This is a genomic window from Rhizobium leguminosarum (genome assembly GCF_010668065.1).
Taxonomy (GTDB): domain Bacteria; phylum Pseudomonadota; class Alphaproteobacteria; order Rhizobiales; family Rhizobiaceae; genus Rhizobium; species Rhizobium leguminosarum_S.
On record NZ_WUEN01000018.1, the window covers coordinates 1 to 22,349 of the forward strand.

The window sequence follows — 22,349 nt, forward strand, 5'->3', positions numbered from 1 at the left end:
GCGCAGCCGCCTGTCGTTCTCGCTGAGCGGACCGCTTTCTCCTTCGATGGTCTTGCCGAAGGGCATCGTCGGGCTCGATTTAAGCTCGGTCTTCTCTTTCGGCAGTTCGGGGGTCACCCGTGCTTCGATCTGCGGCTGGGCCGGCGCTTCCGGCATCTTTGCTGTCGCCGGGCCCTGCGCCACCGCGACGGAAGGCGCCGTTTCCACTTTAGCTTCCGGCACCACCATCTTTTCCGGGAGGGGCGCCTGCGTAGCGCTTGCGGGTCCGATATCGGCAGCTTCGTTTGCCGCAGCTTCGGACGTCTTCTTGTGGCGATCGGGCGAAGAAGCAGCCGCACCGCTCAGCCTGCGAAGGTTCTCGACCGCCTCGTCGATCGCGGATATGCACACATCGGTCATCGGCGCATCCGAGGGAGCGGCGGAGGGAATAGTGCCCGATCTCAGATCGAGGGCGCTGCCTGCCGCAAAGATTTGTTTCGAAATCTGGTTCATCGTGGTTCCTTCGCAATACTCAAGGTCAGGCGACCATGGATTGCATTACGTCGGCGGGGTGCGTCGACGACCATGAAAAATCATTCCCGGCATTGATGACGCCGTCAGCGCAATCGCAGCCGGCCGGATCGTCGTTGTCGAGAAAGGCGATGACTTCATTGGCGAGCCTGTCGTCGGCCGGCTGCGGCTGTGTCGTGTCATGCTCCACCAGCCCGCCCTGAATGAGGATGGCGTCTGAATAGAGCTGGCCTGCCAGATAGGTCGTCTGGCCGAAACTGTCGTAGTCGACGATCTCGGCGATGTTGACCACCGCATTGCTGCCCGTATCGATCGTAACCGTTGCGTCGGGATTGTTTTCGAGGATGGTCGACGCCGCCTGGGTCACATCGTCGGAATCGCCGAGAATGCTGACCTGTTTTATGATCGTCATGTCGTAGAGATTGCCGGTGATGTAGAGGACGTTGAGGCCGGCATAGCCCTGGAAATTCATATCGAAGGACAGCCCTTCCGGCATGTTGGGATCGCGATCTTCGATCGCCTTCTGCGTGTCGACCATGTAGTCGGGCATGGCCTCGAACGGGCCGCCCGTCCCGACATTGTGGATCGAGGCGAAATTCCAGATCAGGTTGTTGCCTGTCTGGAGGGCGGCGCCGGGATCGAGGTCGCCCTCTGCCCGCACCCAGTCATTGTCGTAGAGCAGCGAGACCTGCGTGATGCTGTTGATATCGAGCACATTGCCGCCGATGATCACCAGATCATATTGCAGTCCCATCTGGAAAAAGGAGGAGAAATTAATCGAAGTATTGCCGCCCGTCAGAACCGTGGCTTCGGACCCTGAGGTGGTGACCGTCATCGTGTCGTTGTCGGTGACGAAGTGATACTGCTCGATCCATTGGACGAAGGAGACGTCGCCGTCGATGACGCTGACACGCCAGTTGTTCGGGAAGGTCGGCTCGGCCAAATCGGGTTCGGCATGGCTCGATGCTTCGAAGGTGCTTTGTTCGAAGACGGCGATGTTCTTGGCGATGGTTCCGGCTTCCTCGTCCGAATGACCGGATGAGCGAAGCGCCGAGGCAATCTCGTCATTGTCGCTGTAGACGAAGGCCTGGGAGACCGCGTCGATCTGGTGATAGTTGCCCATGACGGCGGTGACCGACGCAATGACGCCGGTATGGATCACCGAGGCGACGTTGACGAGGACGTTCGCACCGGCGGTCACCTCAAGGCTGTTGCCGCTCGGGTCGTCCTGCTCGATCGATGTTTGGGTGTCGTCGGGCTCTTCCGGGAGCTTGGCGAGACCGCGATCGGGCAGGAAGTCGTCGAGGACCGGTATATCGGTCTCGGCTTTGCCGTTGATGTAGACGGTGTCGTTGACCTCGGGGTCGAGGCGGACGAACTCATGCGTCGCGTCGGTGCCGAGCGAGGTTGCGCCGCTGTCCTCGGTATTTTGGGCGTTCTGGATATAGCTTTCGAGATCCTCGGCGATCTTCAGCGCGCCATCATAGGTATCTGTCCGGTGGAGGCTTGCAAAAGGCGTGAAGATCTCGGCCTTTGTGCTGAAATCCGCGAGCCGCTCGATGACGAAGCTCGTGTCCCGCGGCGCATGGACGCCATCCGTCATATCGAGATAGTCGTCGTCGTAGAGGGCGTTGACCTGGAGGACATGACTGATCGCCGAACCAGGCCCGGCAAAGACTGTCAGTTCCGGCTCATCCCTGAGCACGATATCTGTAGGATCGCCGAAATGCGGTAACGGGATGTCCTTTCCGGCAATCGCCGCCAGCTTCTCGAGGCTCTCTTCGAAGACGCGGCCGAAATGGCGCGCCGGGCCAAATTCGATTTCGTAGCTGCCGCTTTTGTAATTGATGCCCGGATCGTAATCCTTGAGCTGGAGATCGGAAGAGAAGGCGGCGGTAAAGGCATCCTGATCCGGCAGAGCCGGTCCATCCGCGCCCGGTCCTGCGCCTTCGGCATAGTTGGTACGCAACCTCATCTCGTCGGTCGTCATCTCGAAGAGACCGATGAAGTGCGCAATGATTTCCGAAATCTTCTCGATATGCATGGTTCGGCCCTCCCATTCGAGATGACGATCGGCCTTGGTGGCGCCCGCCGGGAGCCGTGGTGTGGTCGTCAAATCGTTTTCAAGCAGTCAAACTGCACCGGCTTGAGCCGGTGCAGTTCGTCTTGGTCGCTGGAGGTCAGTGTCAGGTGCTGGTGTCCTCGCCGACGTCGGAGGCATGAGAATTGCCGCCGATGACGCTGGAGTCGACCGTATTGCTGAGCAGGTTCGCACCCTGAACGAGCTCGAGGTGGAAGCCGGAATTGGCAAGGATCGCCGAAGCATCGGCCGCGCTCGAACCAGCGGCGTCGTCGCCGGCCTTGAGATCCCAGCCTTTGCCGTCCATCTCCATGCCTTCTGCGCTGTCGGCGGTGCCGCCATTGGCATTCAGGTGGTTCTGAGCGCCTGCGTTGTCCATCTTGGTGTTCCAGGCGCTATCCTGGTCGGCCAGATGGTTCGCCTGGACCGCGCTGAAGCCGCTGTCATTGCCTGCGCCGGTCAGCGAATTGTTCAGGATGCTGTCGACGTCGAGAGTGAAGGAGAAGTCGTCCCCGAGGTTGAAGGTGAGGTCGTGTCCGGCAACGCCGAGATTGGAGTCCTTGACGTCCTCGATGACGGCGAAGTCTGTGTCCGTCTTGTTGAAGCTGTCGGAGGTGTTGTTGCTGTCGGTAACCGTCTTCGTATCCGTATCCGTCTCCGTAACGGTCTTGATATCGGTGTCGGTCACGGTCTTCGTATCGGTGTCCGTGATCGTCTTGGTGTCGGTGTCGTTGTCGCTGTACGTCTTGCTGTCATAGCTCCAGTCGTAGTCGGTCTTGGTGTCGGTATCGGTGATCGTCGTGGTCTTGGTGCTCGTATCGTCGTCGGACTTGTAGCTCCAGTCATATTCGTTGTCGCGGTTGTCGCCATTGTTGGCGGCGACATCGATTTCCGCCTTGACGTCGACGTCGACGCTGTTGTCGGTATTATCGCGATTGTCGCCATTGGCGACGCCGCCGACATAACCGGTCGAGCCGTCATCGACTTCGGTGGAATTGACAGCGCTGTTGGCAAAGCCGTCGGCAAGTGCCCCGACCTTGGTGATTTCAATTTCGTCAGACATTGCATTCTCCAGAAAAAACCGGAGCAGCTTTTCGAAATCCCTCTCATCTCAAATGGGATTTTACTCGCGCTCGCTCCGATGCGGTTAACATCGGCAGATGTATTCGATACTAGGTCATCTGCAGCTTCATCGCGATTTGTTGATCAAACCGTTGGTATTGGGAACGTACGTACTCAGTACAAGGCCGCACATATCCGGCTCCGAATCCTGAAAGGATAAGGAGTGGTCAGGTTTTCTTTTCGTTGAGTTGCCCTATAATGGAGGCCGTGTATCAAAAACGCATGACAATACCTGGCTTTTCCATGTCGCCACTTGGACGACGATCACAGAATGCTGGAAAGAATGTGGATCGGATAGATACCAATTCGGGCTAAGGCCGATTTGCCACGTCCGACTAGCCCCTGTCGTTGGAGCGTTGAGACTTCTTCGGCCGGGGCGTCGCTAAGCTGCGAGAACCCAGGACTTCCGGCATTCGCCGCTGGGCTGAGGAGCTGCTTTCGACGTCTGCCGGTCTCATATCCAACACTTCATGCATGACGAAATATAACAATCTGTACTGAAATATTACATTCGGCTCTCATCTATAGTGAGCGCAAATATAGCCTCCAAGTATATATCGCAGTAAGAATGCAACCAATGCTTGGTATCGTATCGTTTTTAGTCCGCTAAAACTAATCACTTTGGGCCATTTCCTTCCTTCTCAATCCGTATTAACATAATTAAGAAATGTCTAAAAAATAAAGCGATGACATTTGGGGTCGGCATTTCTTACTATCTAATACCCGCCATCGCGCCAAGTTGAGTAAAGTGTAACGCTAGGGGAGGCGTAAATGTTCATGACAGGCTCAGGAATGGAGAATGCGGACCAGGGGAGGAAGTTGGGTTCGTCCGGAGATACTATACTAGTGGTGGCCAAGGCGGATCTGTTTTCCGAATGCATGGTAGAAGCACTGGCAAAGAAATTTCCGAACTGTGAAGTGGCAAGCATAACGAGTACAAAGCCGATGCTGGAAAAAGATGCCAGCGATATGAAGCTCGTTTTATTCTATCATATACCCGGCCCGGAGCTTCACGAGGCGTTGCAGGCTGCCCGCGAAAACCACCCTGAAACCTCGATCGGACTTGTCGTCGAAGCCATCGACATGCTCGAGCCCTATGTCAGCCGGCTGGTGGAAGCGCGGATCATCGATGGTGTACTGCCACTCAACCTGCGGCTCGATGTCTTCATGGCTGCAGTGGATCTGCTGATGAAGGGCGGCGAACATTTTCCGTCAGCACTTCTCAATCGCCTCACCAACAAAAACACCCAGCTGGAGCCTTCGCTCTATCAGACAAAATCGGTCGATGCGGCCCGCAGCAATGCGCTCAAGCTGAGACGCGACAGCATCTCCGCTTTGACGACCCGGGAGGTTCAGATCCTGGATCTCATATGCAAGGGCACGCAGAACAAGATCATCGCCGACAAGCTGCATCTATCCGAAAATACCGTGAAGGTTCACGTCCGCAACATCTACAAGAAGATGAACGTCCGAAACCGCACGGAAGCTGCATCCCGTTTCTTCAACGAGCATCCCGCCGGTGAAGACGATATGTCCGGTCGTTGGCGCAATTGATCTGACGCTTTTGCTTCAGATCGAGGGGCGTGCAAAGCAGCGTGACTTCTGTCCGAAGCCGCTCGGAGAGCAGATATAAGGCGCCGAGCCGTGGTAGGCTACGGTGCGGACCGTTGCCCCCGCCGGGCGCACGGCCCGATTTGCCGGATAGGCATAGGCCTTGGAAACGCGCGGCGCCTCGACCACGGCGATATTCTTCTTCGCGACGACCGCGATATCGTCGTCGACGACCGCGCAGGCCGTCGGTCCGATCGCAAGAAGCGCCATTCCCCAGGCGAACATCGCCGAGCGGATACGCCGGCCTTTCAGCTGCGCTGCATCTTGTTTTTTCAACATGCCAAAATCCCTCGCATATGGCGCTTCCGGATGCAAGACCGGCGGTGCCGTTGAGCTCCGCCAATCTCCCGCCTTCCCCTTTATATTAGCTGCATTGAGTGGAGCTTGAGCGGCGGGTGAACGCATTGTGGCGGAGAAGAGTTAAGTGTGATTAATCATTTGTTGCCTTGAAGAATACTTGTGTAATTATTTTGGATACTGGAACTTTTTAAAGTTGACCTTCACGCTAATCGTCTTATCATTTGAGTAGTAAATCAGTTATGCGAAGAGTAACTACAAAGTTATTCATGTCTTGATAGGGGGCACGAACATCCAGACGGATAGGAAGACTTGAGGCGTATAAATAAATCAAAAGACTAAATACATGGGAAGGAGTTTGTAATGCGTAGTTTCGTTCCCAACGAAGGCTATTCTAAAGTGTCAGGCATACCGGTGCTCCAAGGGCGACGCACCGTTCTTGTGAATGGCGGGGGCGGTTTCCTCGGTTCACATCTCTGCGAAAGGCTCCTGCAGCGCGGCCACAGCGTCACATGCCTCGATAATTTTTCAACCGGCCGCCGTGCGAATGTCGCTCATCTTGCAGCGAACACCCGCTTCCGCATCGTCGAGCACGATGTTCGCCAGCCCTTCGATATCGAAGCGTCGCTCATCTTCAATTTCGCCTCTCCGGCCTCTCCGCCCGACTATCAGCGGGATCCTGTGGGAACGCTGCTCACCAACGTGCTTGGCGCCGTCAATACTCTTGATTGCGCGCGAAAGACCGGTGCGATCGTCGTCCAGTCGTCGACGTCGGAGGTCTATGGCGACCCGACCCACAGCCCGCAGCACGAATCCTATTGCGGCAATGTCAACCCGATCGGACCGCGCGGCTGTTACGACGAAGGCAAGCGCAGCGCCGAAACCCTGTTTTTCGACTATCACAGGACTTATGGCGTCGACATCAAGGTCGGCCGCATCTTCAATACCTATGGACCACGCATGCGCCTGGATGACGGGCGGGTGGTTTCAAATTTCATCGTGCAGGCCCTGCGCAACGCGGATCTGACGATCTATGGCGATGGCCAGCAGACCCGTTCTTTCTGCTATGTCGACGATCTCATCGAGGGTTTCCTGCGTTTTTCGGCCGCCGGTAGCGCCTGCAACGGCCCGATCAACCTCGGCAATCCAACCGAAATGACCGTTCGACGGCTGGCGGAAATCATCCGGGACCTGACGAACTCGCGTTCCCGGATCGTCCACCTGCCGGCGGTCACCGACGACCCCCGTCAGCGGCGGCCGGATATTTCCCGGGCCATGGCCGAGCTGGGCTGGCAGCCCCGCATCGGGCTCGAAACCGGCCTGGCTCGCACCGTCGACTATTTCGACGGACTGCTCGCCGGCACAGAGAAGGCGGAGGTCGTATGAGATGCCTCGCTACATTCTCGTCACCGGCGGCGCCGGTTTCATAGGCAGTCATATCTGCAAAGCGCTGTCGCGCGCCGGCATGATCCCGGTTACCTACGATAATCTCTCGACGGGGCATGCCGACAGTGTCCGCTGGGGGCCGCTCATCCGGGCGGAACTTGCCGACGTAGCCACGCTGCGCCGGACCCTTGCGGAGTTTTCGCCCGATTGCGTCATCCATTGTGGTGCCAATGCCTATGTCGGCGAATCCGTCGAGATGCCGAGGAAATATTACCGGAACAACGTCGTCGGCAGTCTGACACTGCTGGAGGCCTGCCTCGATCAGGATATCGACCGGATCGTCTTTTCGAGCAGTTGCGCCACCTATGGCGTTCCCGCCTCGCTGCCGATACGGGAGGAAAGCCCGCAGCACCCGGTCAATCCCTATGGGCGCACCAAGCTGATCTTCGAAATGGCGCTCGAGGATTTTGCCGCTGCCTACGGCATCCGCTTTGCCGCACTGCGTTATTTCAATGCGGCCGGAGCCGATCCAGACGGCGAGCTCGCCGAGCGTCATCAACCCGAGACGCACCTCATCCCGCGCGCCCTTCTCGCCGCCGCCGGCAGGCTGGAACGGCTCGATATCTTCGGCACCGATTATGCGACCGAGGACGGAACCTGTGTTCGCGACTATATTCATGTCAGCGATCTCGCGCAGGCGCATCTTGCCGCCGTCAATCATCTGATGGCGGATGGCGGCTCGCTCAGCGTCAATCTCGGCTCCGGCCGGGGCACCTCGGTGCGCGAGATTCTCGAGGCGATCCATCGCGCCAGCGGCCGCGAAGTCCCCGTGCGTTATCGCTCCCGCCGCGTCGGCGATCCGCCGATCCTCTTTGCCAATACCGCAAAAGCGAAAGCGGAACTCGGCTTCTCGCCGGCTTTCTCGGATATCGATACGATCATCCGCACCGCCGGCCCCACCTTCGGGCTGGAGATGAGGGCATGAGCAACGTTTCGCAAATCGGCCATGGCAGGACGGCCAAAGCCGTCGCTGCTGATGCATTCGATCCTGTTTTCACCGGCTGGAACCGTGTCGCCTATGGCTTCGGCATTCTCTGCTGGCTGACAGCACTTGGCTATTTCTGGATCTGGTGGTGCCAGTCCGCCCATATCATTTCCTGGGCCACCTTCGTGCTCGTCACCCTCGTGCTTGCCTGGATCACGCTTGTGCCGGCCTATTTCATCCTGATCTTCCTCGATGCGAGGACGGTCAGCCCTCGCGCGCGGCTGCCGGAAGGGCGGGTGGCTATGGTCGTTACCAAGGCGCCGTCCGAGCCCTTTGCCGTCGTCCGCACCACGCTGCAGGCGATGCTGGACCAGATCGGCGTCGATTTCGATGTCTGGCTCGCCGACGAGGATCCTTCGGAGGAAACCAGGCGCTGGTGTGCGGCGCACGGCGTGCTGATCTCCACCCGAAAGGGTGTGGCGGAGTATCATCGCACCACCTGGCCGCGCCGGACGCGTTGCAAGGAAGGCAACCTCGCCTATTTCTACGACCACTTCGGCTATGCGCGCTACGATTTCGTCGCCCAGTTCGATGCCGACCATGTGCCGACGCCGACCTATCTCCGTGAAATCCTGCGCCCCTTCGCCGATCCCGAGATCGGCTATGTCTCCGCTCCGAGCATTTGCGATGCCAATGCCGGGACAAGCTGGGCGGCGCGTGGCAGGCTCTATGCGGAGGCAAGCCTGCACGGTTCGCTGCAGACGGGTTACAATAGTGGTTGGGCGCCTCTCTGCATCGGTTCCCATTATGCGGTTCGCACATCAGCCCTTCGTCAGATCGGCGGCCTCGGCCCAGAACTTGCGGAAGACCATTCGACAACGCTGATGATGAATGCCGGCGGCTGGCGTGGCGTGCATGCCGTCGATGCGATCGCGCATGGCGACGGACCGGCGAATTTCACCGACCTCGTCGTCCAGGAATTCCAGTGGTCGCGCAGCCTGGTCACCATTCTGTTGCAACATTCCCGCCGCCACATCATGCACCTGCCCTGGCGGCTGAGGTTCCAGTTCGTGTTCTCGCAGCTCTGGTACCCGCTCTTTTCCGCCTTCATGGCCATGATGTTCCTGCTGCCGGTTGCCGCGCTGCTGACGGGCCGTGTCTTCGTCAATGTCACCTATCCGGATTTCCTGCTGCATTTCGTGCCGATGTCGATCGTGCTGACGCTGTTTGCCTTCTTCTGGCGGGCAACGGCAACCTTCAGGCCGCACGATGCGAAATTGCTCGGCTGGGAAGGGCTTGCCTTCATCTTTCTGCGCTGGCCGTGGTCGCTGGCCGGCAGCATTGCCGCTGTTCGCGACTATATCTGCGGCTCCTTCGTCGATTTTCGCATCACGCCGAAGGGAAGGCAGCAGCAGCGGTCTTTGCCGCTGCGCGTCATCGCGCCCTATATCGGGCTCGCCGGCCTTTCCGCCGCCGCAATGATGTTTGCGACCGATGACGCGGCCGCCCAGGGTTTTTATGTTTTCGCCATGATGAACCTCTCGGTCTACCTGTCGCTGACCGTGCTGATAGTCATTCGCCATGCGGTCGAAAACGATCTGCCGCTGCTGCCGCAATCGCGCGGGCTGTGGCTTGCGACAGCCACCGGGCTTGCGATTTTCGTCGCCGGCGGCACGCAGGCGGGGAGCCACGGCCTGCGCGGCCTCGAAGCTCTTTCGCACGGCCAGACGTTTGTCAGTTTCACCGAAACGCAATTTGCCGTGGCCGGCGCCGGCCTCGGCGGCGGCAAGACCAGGATCGTGAAATTCCACCTGAGATGGAATGGTTTCGGCAGAACCGGCCGAGATGAACAGGGTGCGTGAGCCGGCGGAACCGGCAAGTGTCGAGTATGGAGGATGTAATGAGTATCGGATCGAGACTATGGGGAGCAGCGCTTGCTCTCAGCCTGTGCCTGCCGGTGGCAGCGCACGGCGCCGAGGTTGCCAAAAAGGACGCGCCGACGCCGCTCAGCGCCTATGAGCTCTATCGGATCTACGGCGATAAGACCTGGACCTGGAACACCGGCGGCGGCCGCTTCTTCGATGACGGCCGGCGGTTCGTCGCCTGGAGCAACGACAAGGGGCAGCCGTCCTTCGCCGAAGGCAGATGGGTGGTCGACGATCTCGGCCAGCTCTGCATGCGCGCCACCTGGACGAATGCCGAGGGCGCGGCCCGCGCCAGCACCTGTTTCGGACATCGCAAGATCGGCAATACGATCTACCAGCGGCGCCAGCCGAGCGGCGAATGGTACGTCTTCCGCCACGCATCGGTGCGTCAGGGTGATGAGTTCCAGAAGCTTGTTCCCACGGATACCGTGAGCGCGAAGGCAAGCGAACTGAAGCAGATCCTGTTGAGCCAGGAAATAACCCGAAAAGGAGGGTGAGCCATGAAGAAGCTGATGAAAAAAAACCTCTCGACCGCCGCAATAGCGCTGCTGCTGTTGTGTGTCGCGGATCTGCCGGGCCGAAGCGAAGTGCAATATGCCGGCATTGCCCCGAACCCGGCGGCGGCCGTACGGACGATCATCGACAAGCGCCCCGTGCTTCATACCGAGGGCATCAAGTTCGGTGCCTACGATCCGCACGGCGATTTCGGCGCCCAGGCGAATGTCGCGACCGAAGCCCTGTTCCTGCCATGGGAGGACGTCGACCTCGAGACGTTGCGCGTCGCCGATGCCTATGCGCAGGCCAGAGGCCGCAACCTGCTGATCACCGTGGAGCCATGGTCCTGGGACGTCGATTGGCGGCTGACCTCCGCGGAGCTTCGCGCAAAGGTTCTGCGCGGTGATTATGATGTCAACATGCGTTCGATCGCGCAGATGATATCCCAGCTGAAAAGCCCGGTGATCGTCCGCTGGGGACAAGAGATGGAAGATAAGTCGGGGCGGTTTTCATGGTCCGGCTGGAGCCCGCAGGACTATATCACGGCCTACAAGCGGATGATGGACATCGTCCGCCAGGAGGCGCCCGGCACCGAGCTCATGTGGTCGCCGAAGGGAGAGCCTGGCCTCCAGGCCTATTATCCCGGCGACGATTATGTCGACCTCGTCGGGCTCTCGGTCTTCGGTCTGCAGCGCTACGACGAGCTTGCCTACAATGAGCACCGGACCTTCTCGGAAGCGCTGAAGCAGGGATATGATCTCGTCGCCGGCTACGGCAAGCCCATCTGGGTGGCTGAGCTCGGCTATGAAGGCGGCGACGCCTATATGAAGCCGTGGATCGAAACGGCCACGTTGAAGCAGAGCGCCTTCCCGAATCTGCAGGAAGTGGTCTATTTCAACGATCGGGATGTGCACGCCTGGCCCTTCGATCTCGGCCGGCCGGACTGGCGCGTGGTCAAAAGTCTGGCTAACTGACACTCTGAAAAAAGAGAGGCCCGCGGGGGTGTCGCGGGCCTCTCCTCTCATGTCGGGCGACCGATCATCCTTTGATCGTTGCCTTACCCTCTTCGATGAGCCGGGTTGCCGCATCGGCGGGCGAGACCCGTTCGAAGGCGAGTTCGTCACAGATCGGGCGCAGCACCCGCTGGTCGAATTGGGTTGCGCCCATCGGCACCGGCGGCGGATACTCGCCGACCTGATCCTTGAGCAGGTTCACGTATTTGATCGTCTCCTGCTCCGTCGGGTTAAGCTGCGGCAGGATGGCTTCGCGCACGGCAGGTGACATTGGCACGCCGCGTTCCACACCGAGAATCTTGCCGGCTTCGGGATCGTTGACAAAGAAGCTGATGAACTTCGCGGCAGCTTCGCCCTGCTTGGTCGTTGCGCCCACACTCCAGATCAGTGCCGGACGGTAATAATGGCCGGATGGACCGCCCTTCTTTTCGCGCGGCAGCATGGTGATGCCGAGCTTGTTCTTGATGATCAGCTGATAGCCGATCATCTGGTTGGAATAGGCCATGCCGATCACCGATTTGCCGAGACCAAGGCAATTGGTGTCGATGGTGTTCTGATCGAGCGTCTGCACGTCGGCAGCAACAGTGCCGCCCGCTTTGCGCAGCTTCTCCCAGTAGTCGAACCATTCCCTGGCATCGTCGGCCGTGAAGCCGAGCCCAACGCTTTCCCTCGCAAAAAGACTCTTGCCACGCTGGCGCAGCCAGGCATCGAACACATAGGCGTAGCGTGCCGCATAGGGGCCGCCGCTCTTGCCGGAGGACTTGGTGAGTTCTACGGCGAGCTTGGCATACTCATCCCAGGTGAGGTCGGGGGTCGGCAGAGGGATGCCCGCCTTTTCGAATTCGACTGTGTCGAAGAACATCGAGAAGGAGTTGAGCCCGAGGCCGACACCATAGAGCTTGCCGTCGATGGTGGTCAGTTTCAGCATGTCGGCGCCGAAGGACTGGACGTCCAGCGCGGAGGGGACGAATTCATCGAGTGCCAGGCAGGCGCCGCGCTTCGAATAGTCCGAGATTGTTCCCGGCTCGAGCTGGAAGATGTCGGCGATCGAGCGGCCGGCCATCTGCGTTGCGAGCTTTGTCCAGTAGCCGTCGCCCGAAAGCGATTCACCGACGACAGTGACGCCAGGCGATTTCGACTGATAGAGCTTGGCAACCTCGAGCGTGCGCTTGGCGCGGTCGTTGGACCCCCACCACATGGCGCGCAGCTGTGCGTCTTCGGCAAGGGCCGGAATGGCGCTTCCGGCGCCGAAGGCGAGGCCGGCGGCCGCACCGGCTGAACCCATCAGGAATGAACGGCGATTGACCTGCATGATATCCTCCTTGTTCAAATATGCCCGCTGCCATCCTCCAATGGCGTTGTCAGGGCATTTCAGCAAATAGACTACGCAAAAAAAATTTATTTGCAAGAAGCAACCATTTTCTTGCAAATTTGCATTATTTGCATAATGTTTGCCCTATGAACGACCAAAAAATCAGACGGCCGCGTCAGGCCGATATAGCCACATTGGCCGGCGTCTCGGTCTCCACGGTGTCACGCGTGCTCGCCAACGAACCTGGTATCAGCGAAAGCGTACGCCGCCAGATATTGAAGGTGGCAGCCGAGAACGGCTATCCCGTCAAGCCTGCTTCCGAAGCCGTTGCGGGGGGACTGGCGCTGATTGCCAGCGACGGCGTCACCGGCACCCTCAGCGTCTTTTATGAAGCGATCGTCGACGGCCTGCGTGCCGGCGCTGCCGAAGCGGGCATGCCCTTCGAAGTCCGGCTGGTCCGCGAGAATCGAACCACCCCGGATGCCGTGCGTGACTATATGCAGACCGCAGGAGCTGACGGTCTCTTTCTCGTCGGTATCGATCCGAACGACATGTTGCGCGGCTGGCTGCAAGCCAGCATGACCCCCACGGTTCTTGTTAACGGCACCGATCCCAGGATGCAGTTCGATGGCGTTTCGCCGGCTAATTTCTTTGGCGCCTATGAGGCGACCAGCCGGCTGATAAAGGCCGGCCATCGCCGCATCCTGCATCTGAGCGGCTCTCACCGCCATACGATCCGGGAGCGCGTGCGCGGTTTCGAGGCGGCGATCGCCGCCGTCCCTGGCGCCGAGGGCCGTCTCGTGTCCCTGGCCCTTCAAGGCAGCGCCAGTCGAGAGGCGCATGAACGCACGACAGAAGCACTTGCCGAGAATGCCGGTTTTACCGCCGCCTTCTGCATGAATGACTTCATTGCCGTCGGCGTGCTCGAGGCCGTCACCGAGGCCGGGCTGCGCGTGCCGGAGGATTTCGCGATTGTCGGCTTCGACGATCTGCCCTGCGCGTTGATGACCAATCCGGCGCTGTCCACCATGCGTGTCGACCGCCCCGCCCTCGGGCGCGAAGCCGTTTCGCTGATGCTGTCCCGTTTCCGCAACAGGACGGCCTCCGCGCGCCACATCTGCCAGGCGGTCGTTCCCATTCCCGGAGGGACCGTTCCGAACGCCTAGAACAGGATGATTTAGGCCAAGGCCTAAAATCTGAATCCTGTTCTAAATTAAATAGTTAGAGCATGATGTCGTCCGAAAACCGCTCACACTTTTCGGCATCATGCTCTAGAACCCGTGAGTGATACCGATGACCTATGATCCCGCCAGCGCCAACCCGCTCGCAGGCAATCCGCTGGAAACCCGCGCCGATATGAGCCGCGCCCTGCTGGCGCTCTTCGATCCGCTGCTTGCCTGTTTCTCGAACGGCAATGCCCGCGTCACGCTCAATGGCGGCGGCGCCCATTTCGACCGGGCGGCGGCCGATCTGGAAGGGTTCGCCCGCCCGCTCTGGGGATTGGCGCCGCTTGGCGCCGGCAACGGCGACTTCGCCCACTGGCATCGTTTTGCCGAAGGTCTCGCAAACGGCACAGACCCTGCCCATCCCGAATATTGGGGAACGGTCAATGGCCGCGATCAGCGGATGGTCGAGCTTGCCGCTCTCGGTTTTGCCCTGGCGCTGGTGCCGGAAAAGATCTGGGAGCCGCTCGATGCGCGCGCCCGCGGCAATGTCGTCGCCTATCTCAAGCATGTCAGGCAGTTCGACTATGCCGACAACAATTGGAAATTCTTCCGGATCTTCGTCGATATCGCGCTCGATCGTCTCGGTGCCGATTTCGACCGCAGCCTGACGCGGCAATATCTTGAGGAGCTCGAAGGCTTCTATATCGGTGACGGCTGGTATCGCGATGGAAACGTCCGCCGCATCGACCACTACATTCCCTTCGCCATGCATTTCTATGGCCTGATCTATTCGAAGCTCGTCGACGACGATTATGCAAAGCGCTACCGTGAGCGCGCGATCCTCTTCGCCCGGGATTTCCGGCATTGGTTTGCCGCCGACGGGGCGACAATTCCCTTCGGCCGCAGCCTGACCTATCGCTTTGCCTGCGCTGGTTTCTGGTCGGCGCTCGCCTTTGCCGATGTCGAGGCTCTGCCCTGGGGCGAGGTCAAGCATCTCTGCCTGCAGCATCTGCGCTGGTGGAAGGATAAGCCGATTGCCGATCGTGACGGCGTGCTGTCGATCGGTTTCGGCTATCCGAACCTGCTGATGTCGGAGAGTTACAATTCCGCCGGCTCGCCCTACTGGGCCTTCAAGGCCTTCCTGCCGCTGGCGATCGCTGAGGATCACCCATTCTGGACGGCGAAGGAGAAAGTGCCGGAGCAAGCACCTGACATCATCCCCCAGCGTCACCCCGGCATGGTGATCATGCGGGCGGGCGGCGATGTCGTGGCGCTGTCTTCCGGCCAGGAAAACCTGCAGATGCGGAGCGGCACGGAAAAATACGCGAAGTTCGCCTATTCCGCCCGCTACGGCTTCAGCGTCGAGGCCGATGAGCGTGCCTTTGCGCTTGCCGCCTTCGATTCAGCGCTTGCCTTCAGCGATGACGGCCTGCACTACCGCGTGCGCGAAACGAACGAGGAAGCCAAGATCGCAGGCGAGGTGCTGTTTGCGAAATGGTCGCCTTTTGCCGATGTCGACGTCGAAACCTGGCTCGTGCCCGCCGCACCCTGGCATATCCGCCTCCATAGGATTAGGACAAGCCGGCCGCTGCGGATTGCCGAAGGCGGATTTGCCATCGGCCGCCGGGACCTCGAGCTGGATACGCTGTCCGCTTCGGCTGGGATTGCCTATGCGGTCGGCGAAGCCGATTTCACCGGCATTCTCGATCTCGGCTCCTCGGTCAAACGTTCGGGCCTCGTCCAGAAGGCAATGCCCAACACCAATGTGATCGTCGCGAAAACCCTGGTGCCGCAGCTGCGCGGGCAGATTCCGGCCGGTGAAACCATCCTGGTGACGGCAGTGCTGGCACTTGACGATCCCGCTGCCCTCTTGTCTGCCTGGACGAGACCGCCGAAAGCGCCTGAGATTGCAGCGCTGGAGGCCCTGGTGAGGGAAAAGGGCGTGACAGTCAGCGCCATCGAAGCGCCCGGACAAATGCCATGAGCCAGCCGGCCATTATCCTTGCCATGCAACCGTCGCGCACGCAGCATGTCCTGCCGGATGAGGTCCTGCGCCGGCTGGGCGGCATCGGTCGCCTGCTGGATTCCAAGCCGCTGCAGCGCTTCGACGACGAGCGTGCGAAACGTCTGCTGGCCGAGGCGGAAATCCTGATCACCGGCTGGGGCGGGCCCTATGTCGGGCCCGAAATTCCCACTACGGCGCCGCATCTCAAGTTCATCGTCCATGCGGCGGGCACGGTAAAAGGCGTCATCGACGACGCCATCTTCGAAGCCGGTATCCCGGTCAGCCATGCAGCCGAGGCCAACGCCGTGCCGGTGGCCGAATTCACGCTGGCGGCGATCATTTTCGCCGGCAAGCGCGTCTTCCGTTTCCGCGATCTCTACGTTGCCGACCGAAACCGCAACCGGACACATTTGATGCAGCGTGAAGCGATCGGAAACTACCGCCGCACCGTCGGCATCGTCGGCGCTTCGCGCATCGGCCGGCGCGTGATCGAGCTCTTGAGACCCTTTGACTACAGGCTGTTGCTCTCCGATCCGACGCTTGATGCCGCCGAGGCAGCCGGCCTGGGAACAGAAAAGGTCGATCTCGACGAATTGATGCGGCAATCGGATATTGTTTCCCTGCATGCGCCGTCGCTGCCGTCGACGCAGCATATGATCGATGCGCGAAGGCTGTCGCTGATGAAGGACGGCGCGACGCTCATCAACACGGCGCGCGGCATTCTCATCGATGAGGCCGCCCTGCTTTCGGTGCTGAAGACCGGTCGCATCGATGCGGTCCTCGATGTCACCGATCCGGAAATCCCGGAGGCAGGTTCTGCTTTCTACGATCTGCCGAACGTCTTTCTGACACCGCATATTGCCGGCGCCATCGGGCTGGAACGGGCGCGCCTCGGTGAGATGGCGGTGGATGAGATAGAGCGCTTCGTGACCGGCCAGCCGCTGCTTTACCAGATCCATCAGGCAAATCTCGAAAACATCGCTTAGAGGCGCGTCACGCGCCTCTAAGCGATGGGTATCAGCGCGACGTTCTCAGCGAATTTGGCGAACCGTCATTGGCAAGCTCAGGCATCAGGTCGGCGATGTCGACCACCTTGCCGGTGCGCGAACTCGTCAGCGCCGCAATGCCGCAAAGAACGGACATGGCGCCCGCCCGCGTGCCGGCGCGCTGGCCGAGCCTGTCTTCCGTATCGGGCTTGAAGATCATGTTGCGCATCCGGTCGTCGCCGCCGTAATGGCCGCCGGTGAAATGCGGAACGACAATGCGCTCCACAGCCTCCTTACCCTCAGGGAAATTGCGGATGAGGAGGATCGTGTCTTCCTTCGGCTCTTCCCAGGGCTGGGCTTCATACTGGCGAAGCTCGATCCGCCCTTTGGTGCCGTTGAAGGCAAGGTGATGGCCTTCGATCGGCTGGAAGGTGTTCAGCGAATAGGAGACGTGGACATTGTTGCGGTAACGGAGGGACACCACCATCGTATCGGGAATGTCGATGTCCTCGCTGAAGACGCAGCCGTCTCGGAAGTAGCCGTCGAGCTTCGAGGGATCCTCGTAAAGCGAATCGAGGAAGGGATCGGCCTCGAGATCGAGATAGTAGTCGCATTCATGCGCGTGCGGACAGAGCTTGCAGCGTGGGCCGCGGAACGGGCCCTTGCGGCCATAATTCTGCAGGTCGGCGAAGGAGGTGACGGCCTCGGGATCGCTGTCGAGGTACCAGTTCAGCAGATCGAAATGATGCGTCGCCTTGTGGACGAACAGGCTGCCGGAATTTTCCGTATAGGCATGCCAGCGGCGGAAGTAGTCGGCGCCGTGCTTGGTGTTCAGATACCAATGAAAATCGACTGAGGTGACCCGGCCGATCTCGCCGGCATTCAGCAATTCCTTGATCTTCGCAGCCGTCGGCGCATAGCGATAGTTGAAGGACACATCGACCCGGCGACCGGTGCGCTTTTCGGCATCCAGAATCCGGCGAATCTTTTCGACCGAGGTCGTCATTGGCTTTTCGGTAATGACATCGATGCCGGACTCCAGCGCCCGCACGACGATATCGTCATGCGTATGGTCGGGCGTACAAACGATGACGAGATCCGGCTTCTGCTCAGCAAGCATCGAATCGATGTTTTCGTAGAGCGGCGCATTGCTGCCGATCATGTTGCGGGCGCGCTCGCCGCGCAGCGAATTCTTCTCGACGATGGCGGTCAGGTCGACATGTTCGCGCCAGCCGGCAAGCAGATCCTTGCCCCACATGGTGGTGCCGCGGTTTCCCGTACCGATCAGGGCAAAACGGCGTTTCTCCATCGAATGATCCTCCTGCATGCGTGATGAAACAAATACTGAAATCAGGCCTGGCAGCAGCTCCTGAAGCGCTCGACGCAGGTGGCGATCACTTCTTCGGCCGTGCGTTTCCACCAGTTTTCGGCCGAAAAGATCTCCACTTCCTGAGCGCCGAAGAAACCGGCGGCCTCCACCATCCGTCTTATGCCTTTGAGGTCGATCACACCATCGCCCATCATGCCGCGGTCGAGCAGCATGTCTTTTGTCGGCACCAGCCAGTCGCAGATGTGATGGGCGAAGATGCGTTTCATGCGGCCGGCGCGGGCGATCTGGTTGGCAAGATCGGGATCCCACCAGACATGGTAGACATCGACCGCAACGCCGACATCCTCGCCGAGCTGCTCGCACATATCGAGCGCCTGACCGAGCGTGTTCACGCAGGCACGGTCGGCGGCATACATGGGATGCAGCGGTTCGATGGCGAGCTTCACGCCGGCAGCCTGCGCATGCGGCAAAACGGCGGCAATGCCGTCGAACACCATTCGGCGCGCGGCGACGATGTCCTTCGAACTATCAGGCAGACCGCCGACGACGAGCACGAGGCAATCGGCGGAAAACGCTGCCGCCTCATCGATGGCCCGCCTGTTGTCGTCGAGGTTTTTCTGCCAGTCGGCATCGTTTGCCGCCGGGAAGAAACCGCCGCGGCAAAGGCCGGTCAGCTTGATGCCGTTCGACTTGACGATATGCACCGCCTCGTCGAGACCGACCTTGGCGACTTGGTCGCGCCAGGGGGCGATCGCGGTGATGCCGTGTTTCAGGCAGATATCGACGGCCTGCGCAAAACCGCATTGCTCGCGGATCGTCGCCAGATTGATCGAAAGTCCTTCGACCTGCATATCATTCTCCTCCCATTCCGCGTGCTTCAGTTGACGCCGTGGACGGCGAGCACTTGGCGCATGCGGCTTGCGGCAAGCTCGGGATCTGCCAGAACCCGTGCCTTGTCGGCCAGACGGAAGAGTTCGGCCAGATGTGTCAGCGAGCGGGTGCTCTGCTGGCCGCCGACCATGACGAAATGATCCTGCAGGCCGTTGAGATAGGCGAGGAAGACGACGCCGGTCTTGTAGAAGCGGGTCGGCGCCTTGAAGATGTGGCGCGACAGCGGCACGGTCGGCTCCAGCAGATCGAAGAATTCATGGTTGCTCTTGCGGCCGAGCGCTTCCAGCGCTGCCGAGGCAGCCGGCGCGATGGCATCGAAAATGCCGAGCAGTGCGTCGGAATGGCCCTCTTCATCGCCGGCGATCAGTTCGGCATAGTTGAAATCGTCGCCGGTATACATGCGCACGCCTTTCGGCAGCCGGCGGCGCATCGCCACTTCCTTCTCCTTGGAGAGCAGCGAGATCTTGATGCCGTCGACCTTGTCGGCATGGGCCTCGATTACCTCGAGGCAGGTGGACATTGCCTTGATATGATCACCATTGCCCCAGTAACCTTCGAGCGCCGGATCGAACATTTCACCGAGCCAATGGATGATGACAGGTTCCTTGACCTGGCGGAGGATCCGGTCATAGACGCGGATATAGTCGTCCGGCCCTTTGGCGGCAGCGGCAAGCGCCCGGCTTGCCATCAGAATGATGCGGCCGCCGGCCGCCTCCACGGTTTCGATCTGCTCTTCGTAGGCCCTGAGGATCGTGTCGATAGTGACGTCGGGTCCCGGCGTCAGATGGTCGGTGCCGGCGCCGCAGGCGATCAGCGCATCCTTGCGGCCGGCCGCCTCGCTGAGCGCCCGGCGGATGAGGTCGCGCGCTTCCGGCCAGCCGAGGCCCATGCCGCGCTGCGCCGTATCCATCGCTTCGGCAACGCCGAGGCCGAGATCCCAGAGCCGATGGCGGAAGGCGAGGGTGCGCTCCCAATCGATCTCCGGCGTCAGCCAGGGATCGTTGTCGGCGAGCGGATCGGCGACGACATGGGCGGCGGCAAAGGCGATGCGCGGAAAGGCCTTGGCGTCGCGCTTGGCGAGCGCGATCGGCGTGCCGGTCAGCGTATAGGGAACGATCTTGCCGTCGAGAGGGAGATTGATCGTCGTCACGGCTCAGAACTCCAGTGCGGGAACGTCGAGCCAGCGACGCTCGGCCCAGGATTTCAGCCCGAGTTCGGCAAGCTGCACACCCTTGGCGCCGGCTTCCAGGCCATAGGGCCACGGCGCGTCTTCGACGACATGGCGGATGAACATTTCCCACTGCGCCTTGAAACCGTTTTCGAAGGCCTGCGTGTCCGGAACCTCATCCCAGGTCTTGTAGAAGTCGATCGTCTGCGGCTGGTCCGGATTCCACACCGGCTTCGGCGTGTTGACGCGGTGCTGACTCCAGCATTTCGTCAGACCGGCGACGGCCGAACCATGCGTGCCGTCGACCTGGAAGGTGACGAGGTCGTCGCGGCGGACGCGGACGGCCCAGGAGGAATTGACCTGCGCGATCGCGCCGCCTTCGAGCTCGAAGGTCGCATAGGCCGCATCGTCGGTGTCGCAGTCATAGGGCTTGCCCTGCTCGTCGATGCGGCGCGGAATATGCGTAGCACCGAGGCAGGAGACGGCTTTGACTTCGCCGAACAGATTGTCGAGCACGTAGCGCCAGTGGCAGAGCATGTCGAGGATGATGCCGCCGCCGTCGCCCTTGCGGTAGTTCCAGGAGGGGCGCTGGGCCGGCACGCCCCAATCGCCTTCGAAAACCCAGTAGCCGAATTCGCCGCGCACCGAGAGGATCTCGCCGAAGAAGCCGGAATCTCTGAGCAGCGCCAGCTTGCGCAGGCCGGGCAGGAAGAGTTTGTCCTGCACGACGCCATGCTTGAGGCCGGAGCCGCGCGCCTTGCGGGCAAGGTCGAGTGCCACCTGCAGATCGTCGGAGATCGGCTTTTCGCAATAGACATGCTTGCCGGCATCGAGCGCCTTGGACAGAAGTTCGGCGCGCATTAGCGTCGTGCCGGCGTCGAAGAAGATCGTGTCGTCGGGATTGGCGAGCGCGGCATCGAGATCGGTCGACCAGCGCTTGATGTTGTGCTTCTCCGCCAGCTCTTCCATCTTGGCGCCGTTGCGGCCGACGATGATCGGGTCGATCTCGAGTTTCTCACCCGATTTCAGCGTGATGCCGCCCTGGTCGCGGAAGGCGAGAATCGAGCGCACCAGGTGCTGATTGTAACCCATGCGGCCGGTGACGCCGTGCAAGATGATCCCCAAGCGTGCCATTTTTTCCTCCCAGCAGATTTTTGCGGCGGGAGCGGGCATCCTCGTCCGGTCCTCCCGATCCGGTAACTAAACAGTTACTTGATGGCAGAAGAGCAACGCGGCTGTCAATAGTCAAATCCGAATTTAGAGGTTCAGCGCTTGATCGAGGCGAGCGTGACGTAGACGATATGCCTTTCCCAGGCATTGAGATGGGTCGGCTCCATCAGGTCGCGACCGAAGATCGTCGAAAGCGTGTACTGGTTGGAGAGGTAGAAATAACCGAGCGAGGCGATCGTCAGGTAGACATGCAGGGGATCGGCGGTCTCGATGAAGACGCCCTGCTTCTTTCCTTGCTCGAGCACGTCCGAAAGCTCGCCGATCAGATGCGAATGCAGTTCCTTGAGCCGGACGGACTGGCGCAGCCAGCGGGCGCGATGCAGATTCTCCGTGCCGAGCAGGCTGAGGAATTCCGGATGCTGGAGAAAATAACGCCAGGTGAAGAGCGCCAGTTCACCGATGCCTTCCTCCGGGCTGCGGTCGCCGATATGCAGCGCGCGTTCGGCGGTGCGGATGCCGACATAGGCTTCTTCGAGCACTCTGAGGTAGAGCTGCTCCTTGTCGCCGAAATAATGATACAGCATGCGCTTGTTGGTGCCGGCGCGCTCGGCGATGGCGTCGACACGAGCCCCGCCCATGCCGTTTTCGGCAAATTCCCGGGTTGCCGCGTCAAGGATAGCAGCGCGTGTCCGCTCCGGATCGCGTTGGGCCGTCCGTTCGGTAGATGGGCGCCGAGACCTTTTCTTTTCCCCATTCCCCCCGCTGTCGTTCATCTCTCCACCTCCGTCTCACATGTTGCGCTCATAAGCCTTCGGTGCGAAATTGTAAAAACCGAATTTGAAAGCCCCGCGAGCGACACCGCTTGACACGCTCGCCGCTTTGCCCGTAGCTTGTAAC

At 60.2% G+C, this 22,349-nt stretch carries 18 protein-coding genes and 1 pseudogene; 9 read left to right on the forward strand and 10 right to left on the reverse strand.

Going from position 1 to position 22,349, the window contains the following annotated elements; translation table 11 throughout:
• The 3 genes and pseudogenes from GR198_RS31270 to GR198_RS31280 all read right to left on the reverse strand — a co-directional run.
• Positions 1 to 492, reverse strand: a pseudogene (locus GR198_RS31270) (type I secretion system permease/ATPase); the annotation flags it as partial.
• 25 nt (positions 493 to 517) lie between these two features.
• Complete coding sequence (locus GR198_RS31275) at positions 518 to 2,554, reverse strand: hypothetical protein (RefSeq protein WP_032984412.1); 2,037 nt, start codon at positions 2,552 to 2,554, stop codon at positions 518 to 520.
• A 142-nt stretch (positions 2,555 to 2,696) separates the two neighbouring features.
• On the reverse strand, positions 2,697 to 3,653 hold the full coding sequence (locus GR198_RS31280; protein ID WP_029873803.1) for a hypothetical protein: 957 nt from the start codon (positions 3,651 to 3,653) through the stop codon (positions 2,697 to 2,699).
• Between the two features lie 830 nt (positions 3,654 to 4,483).
• On the opposite strand from GR198_RS31280, the gene GR198_RS31285 reads away from it, so the two are divergent.
• Complete coding sequence (locus tag GR198_RS31285) at positions 4,484 to 5,266, forward strand: helix-turn-helix transcriptional regulator (RefSeq protein ID WP_025396555.1); 783 nt, start codon at positions 4,484 to 4,486, stop codon at positions 5,264 to 5,266.
• A gap of 15 nt (positions 5,267 to 5,281) precedes the next feature.
• Here GR198_RS31285 and GR198_RS31290 read toward each other — a convergent pair whose 3' ends face one another.
• The gene (locus tag GR198_RS31290; protein WP_029873802.1) at positions 5,282 to 5,602 is read right to left on the reverse strand and encodes a hypothetical protein; all 321 of its coding nucleotides are present in this window, start codon (positions 5,600 to 5,602) and stop codon (positions 5,282 to 5,284) included.
• Between the two features lie 381 nt (positions 5,603 to 5,983).
• Here GR198_RS31290 and GR198_RS31295 point away from each other — a divergent pair, with 381 nt between their 5' ends.
• The 5 genes from GR198_RS31295 to GR198_RS31315 are packed head-to-tail and all read left to right on the forward strand — an operon-like array spanning position 5,984 to position 11,385.
• On the forward strand, positions 5,984 to 7,006 hold the full coding sequence (locus tag GR198_RS31295) for a UDP-glucuronic acid decarboxylase family protein (protein WP_029873801.1): 1,023 nt from the start codon (positions 5,984 to 5,986) through the stop codon (positions 7,004 to 7,006).
• 1 nt (position 7,007) lies between these two features.
• On the forward strand, positions 7,008 to 7,991 hold the full coding sequence (gene galE, locus GR198_RS31300; protein WP_029873800.1) for a UDP-glucose 4-epimerase GalE: 984 nt from the start codon (positions 7,008 to 7,010) through the stop codon (positions 7,989 to 7,991).
• Positions 7,988 to 9,853, forward strand: a complete 1,866-nt coding sequence (locus GR198_RS31305; protein WP_029873799.1) for a glycosyltransferase family 2 protein — start codon at positions 7,988 to 7,990, stop codon at positions 9,851 to 9,853. Before galE ends, GR198_RS31305 begins: the two co-directional genes overlap by 4 nt.
• A 38-nt stretch (positions 9,854 to 9,891) precedes the next feature.
• Complete coding sequence (locus GR198_RS31310) at positions 9,892 to 10,413, forward strand: DUF995 domain-containing protein (protein ID WP_029873798.1); 522 nt, start codon at positions 9,892 to 9,894, stop codon at positions 10,411 to 10,413.
• Between the two features lie 3 nt (positions 10,414 to 10,416).
• Positions 10,417 to 11,385 carry a glycoside hydrolase family 26 protein gene (locus GR198_RS31315; protein WP_029873797.1) on the forward strand — a complete coding sequence of 323 codons (969 nt, stop codon included), beginning with the start codon at positions 10,417 to 10,419 and terminating at the stop codon, positions 11,383 to 11,385.
• A 64-nt stretch (positions 11,386 to 11,449) separates the two neighbouring features.
• Here GR198_RS31315 and GR198_RS31320 read toward each other — a convergent pair whose 3' ends face one another.
• Entirely contained in the window at positions 11,450 to 12,736 is a 1,287-nt protein-coding gene (locus GR198_RS31320) for an ABC transporter substrate-binding protein (RefSeq protein ID WP_029873796.1), read from the reverse strand.
• Positions 12,737 to 12,882: 146 nt separating this feature from the next.
• Here GR198_RS31320 and GR198_RS31325 point away from each other — a divergent pair, with 146 nt between their 5' ends.
• From GR198_RS31325 to GR198_RS31335, 3 genes are all read left to right on the forward strand, one after another.
• Positions 12,883 to 13,902, forward strand: coding sequence for a LacI family DNA-binding transcriptional regulator (locus tag GR198_RS31325; protein ID WP_164070223.1), 1,020 nt, complete (start codon positions 12,883 to 12,885; stop codon positions 13,900 to 13,902).
• A 127-nt stretch (positions 13,903 to 14,029) separates the two neighbouring features.
• Positions 14,030 to 15,886 (forward strand): DUF2264 domain-containing protein, encoded by a 1,857-nt coding sequence (locus GR198_RS31330; protein WP_164070224.1) that lies wholly within the window; start codon positions 14,030 to 14,032, stop codon positions 15,884 to 15,886.
• On the forward strand, positions 15,883 to 16,893 hold the full coding sequence (locus tag GR198_RS31335; protein WP_164070225.1) for a hydroxyacid dehydrogenase: 1,011 nt from the start codon (positions 15,883 to 15,885) through the stop codon (positions 16,891 to 16,893). Before GR198_RS31330 ends, GR198_RS31335 begins: the two co-directional genes overlap by 4 nt.
• A 31-nt stretch (positions 16,894 to 16,924) precedes the next feature.
• Here GR198_RS31335 and GR198_RS31340 read toward each other — a convergent pair whose 3' ends face one another.
• From GR198_RS31340 to GR198_RS31360, 5 genes are all read right to left on the reverse strand, one after another.
• Complete coding sequence (locus GR198_RS31340; RefSeq protein WP_164070226.1) at positions 16,925 to 18,202, reverse strand: Gfo/Idh/MocA family protein; 1,278 nt, start codon at positions 18,200 to 18,202, stop codon at positions 16,925 to 16,927.
• 41 nt (positions 18,203 to 18,243) lie between these two features.
• Complete coding sequence (locus GR198_RS31345; RefSeq protein WP_164070227.1) at positions 18,244 to 19,074, reverse strand: sugar phosphate isomerase/epimerase family protein; 831 nt, start codon at positions 19,072 to 19,074, stop codon at positions 18,244 to 18,246.
• Between the two features lie 26 nt (positions 19,075 to 19,100).
• Positions 19,101 to 20,264 carry a dihydrodipicolinate synthase family protein gene (locus GR198_RS31350; protein ID WP_164070228.1) on the reverse strand — a complete coding sequence of 388 codons (1,164 nt, stop codon included), beginning with the start codon at positions 20,262 to 20,264 and terminating at the stop codon, positions 19,101 to 19,103.
• A gap of 3 nt (positions 20,265 to 20,267) precedes the next feature.
• Complete coding sequence (locus GR198_RS31355; RefSeq protein ID WP_164046166.1) at positions 20,268 to 21,416, reverse strand: Gfo/Idh/MocA family protein; 1,149 nt, start codon at positions 21,414 to 21,416, stop codon at positions 20,268 to 20,270.
• Between the two features lie 131 nt (positions 21,417 to 21,547).
• Positions 21,548 to 22,225 (reverse strand): TetR/AcrR family transcriptional regulator, encoded by a 678-nt coding sequence (locus tag GR198_RS31360; protein WP_164070229.1) that lies wholly within the window; start codon positions 22,223 to 22,225, stop codon positions 21,548 to 21,550.
• Between the last annotated feature and the right edge of the window lie 124 nt (positions 22,226 to 22,349).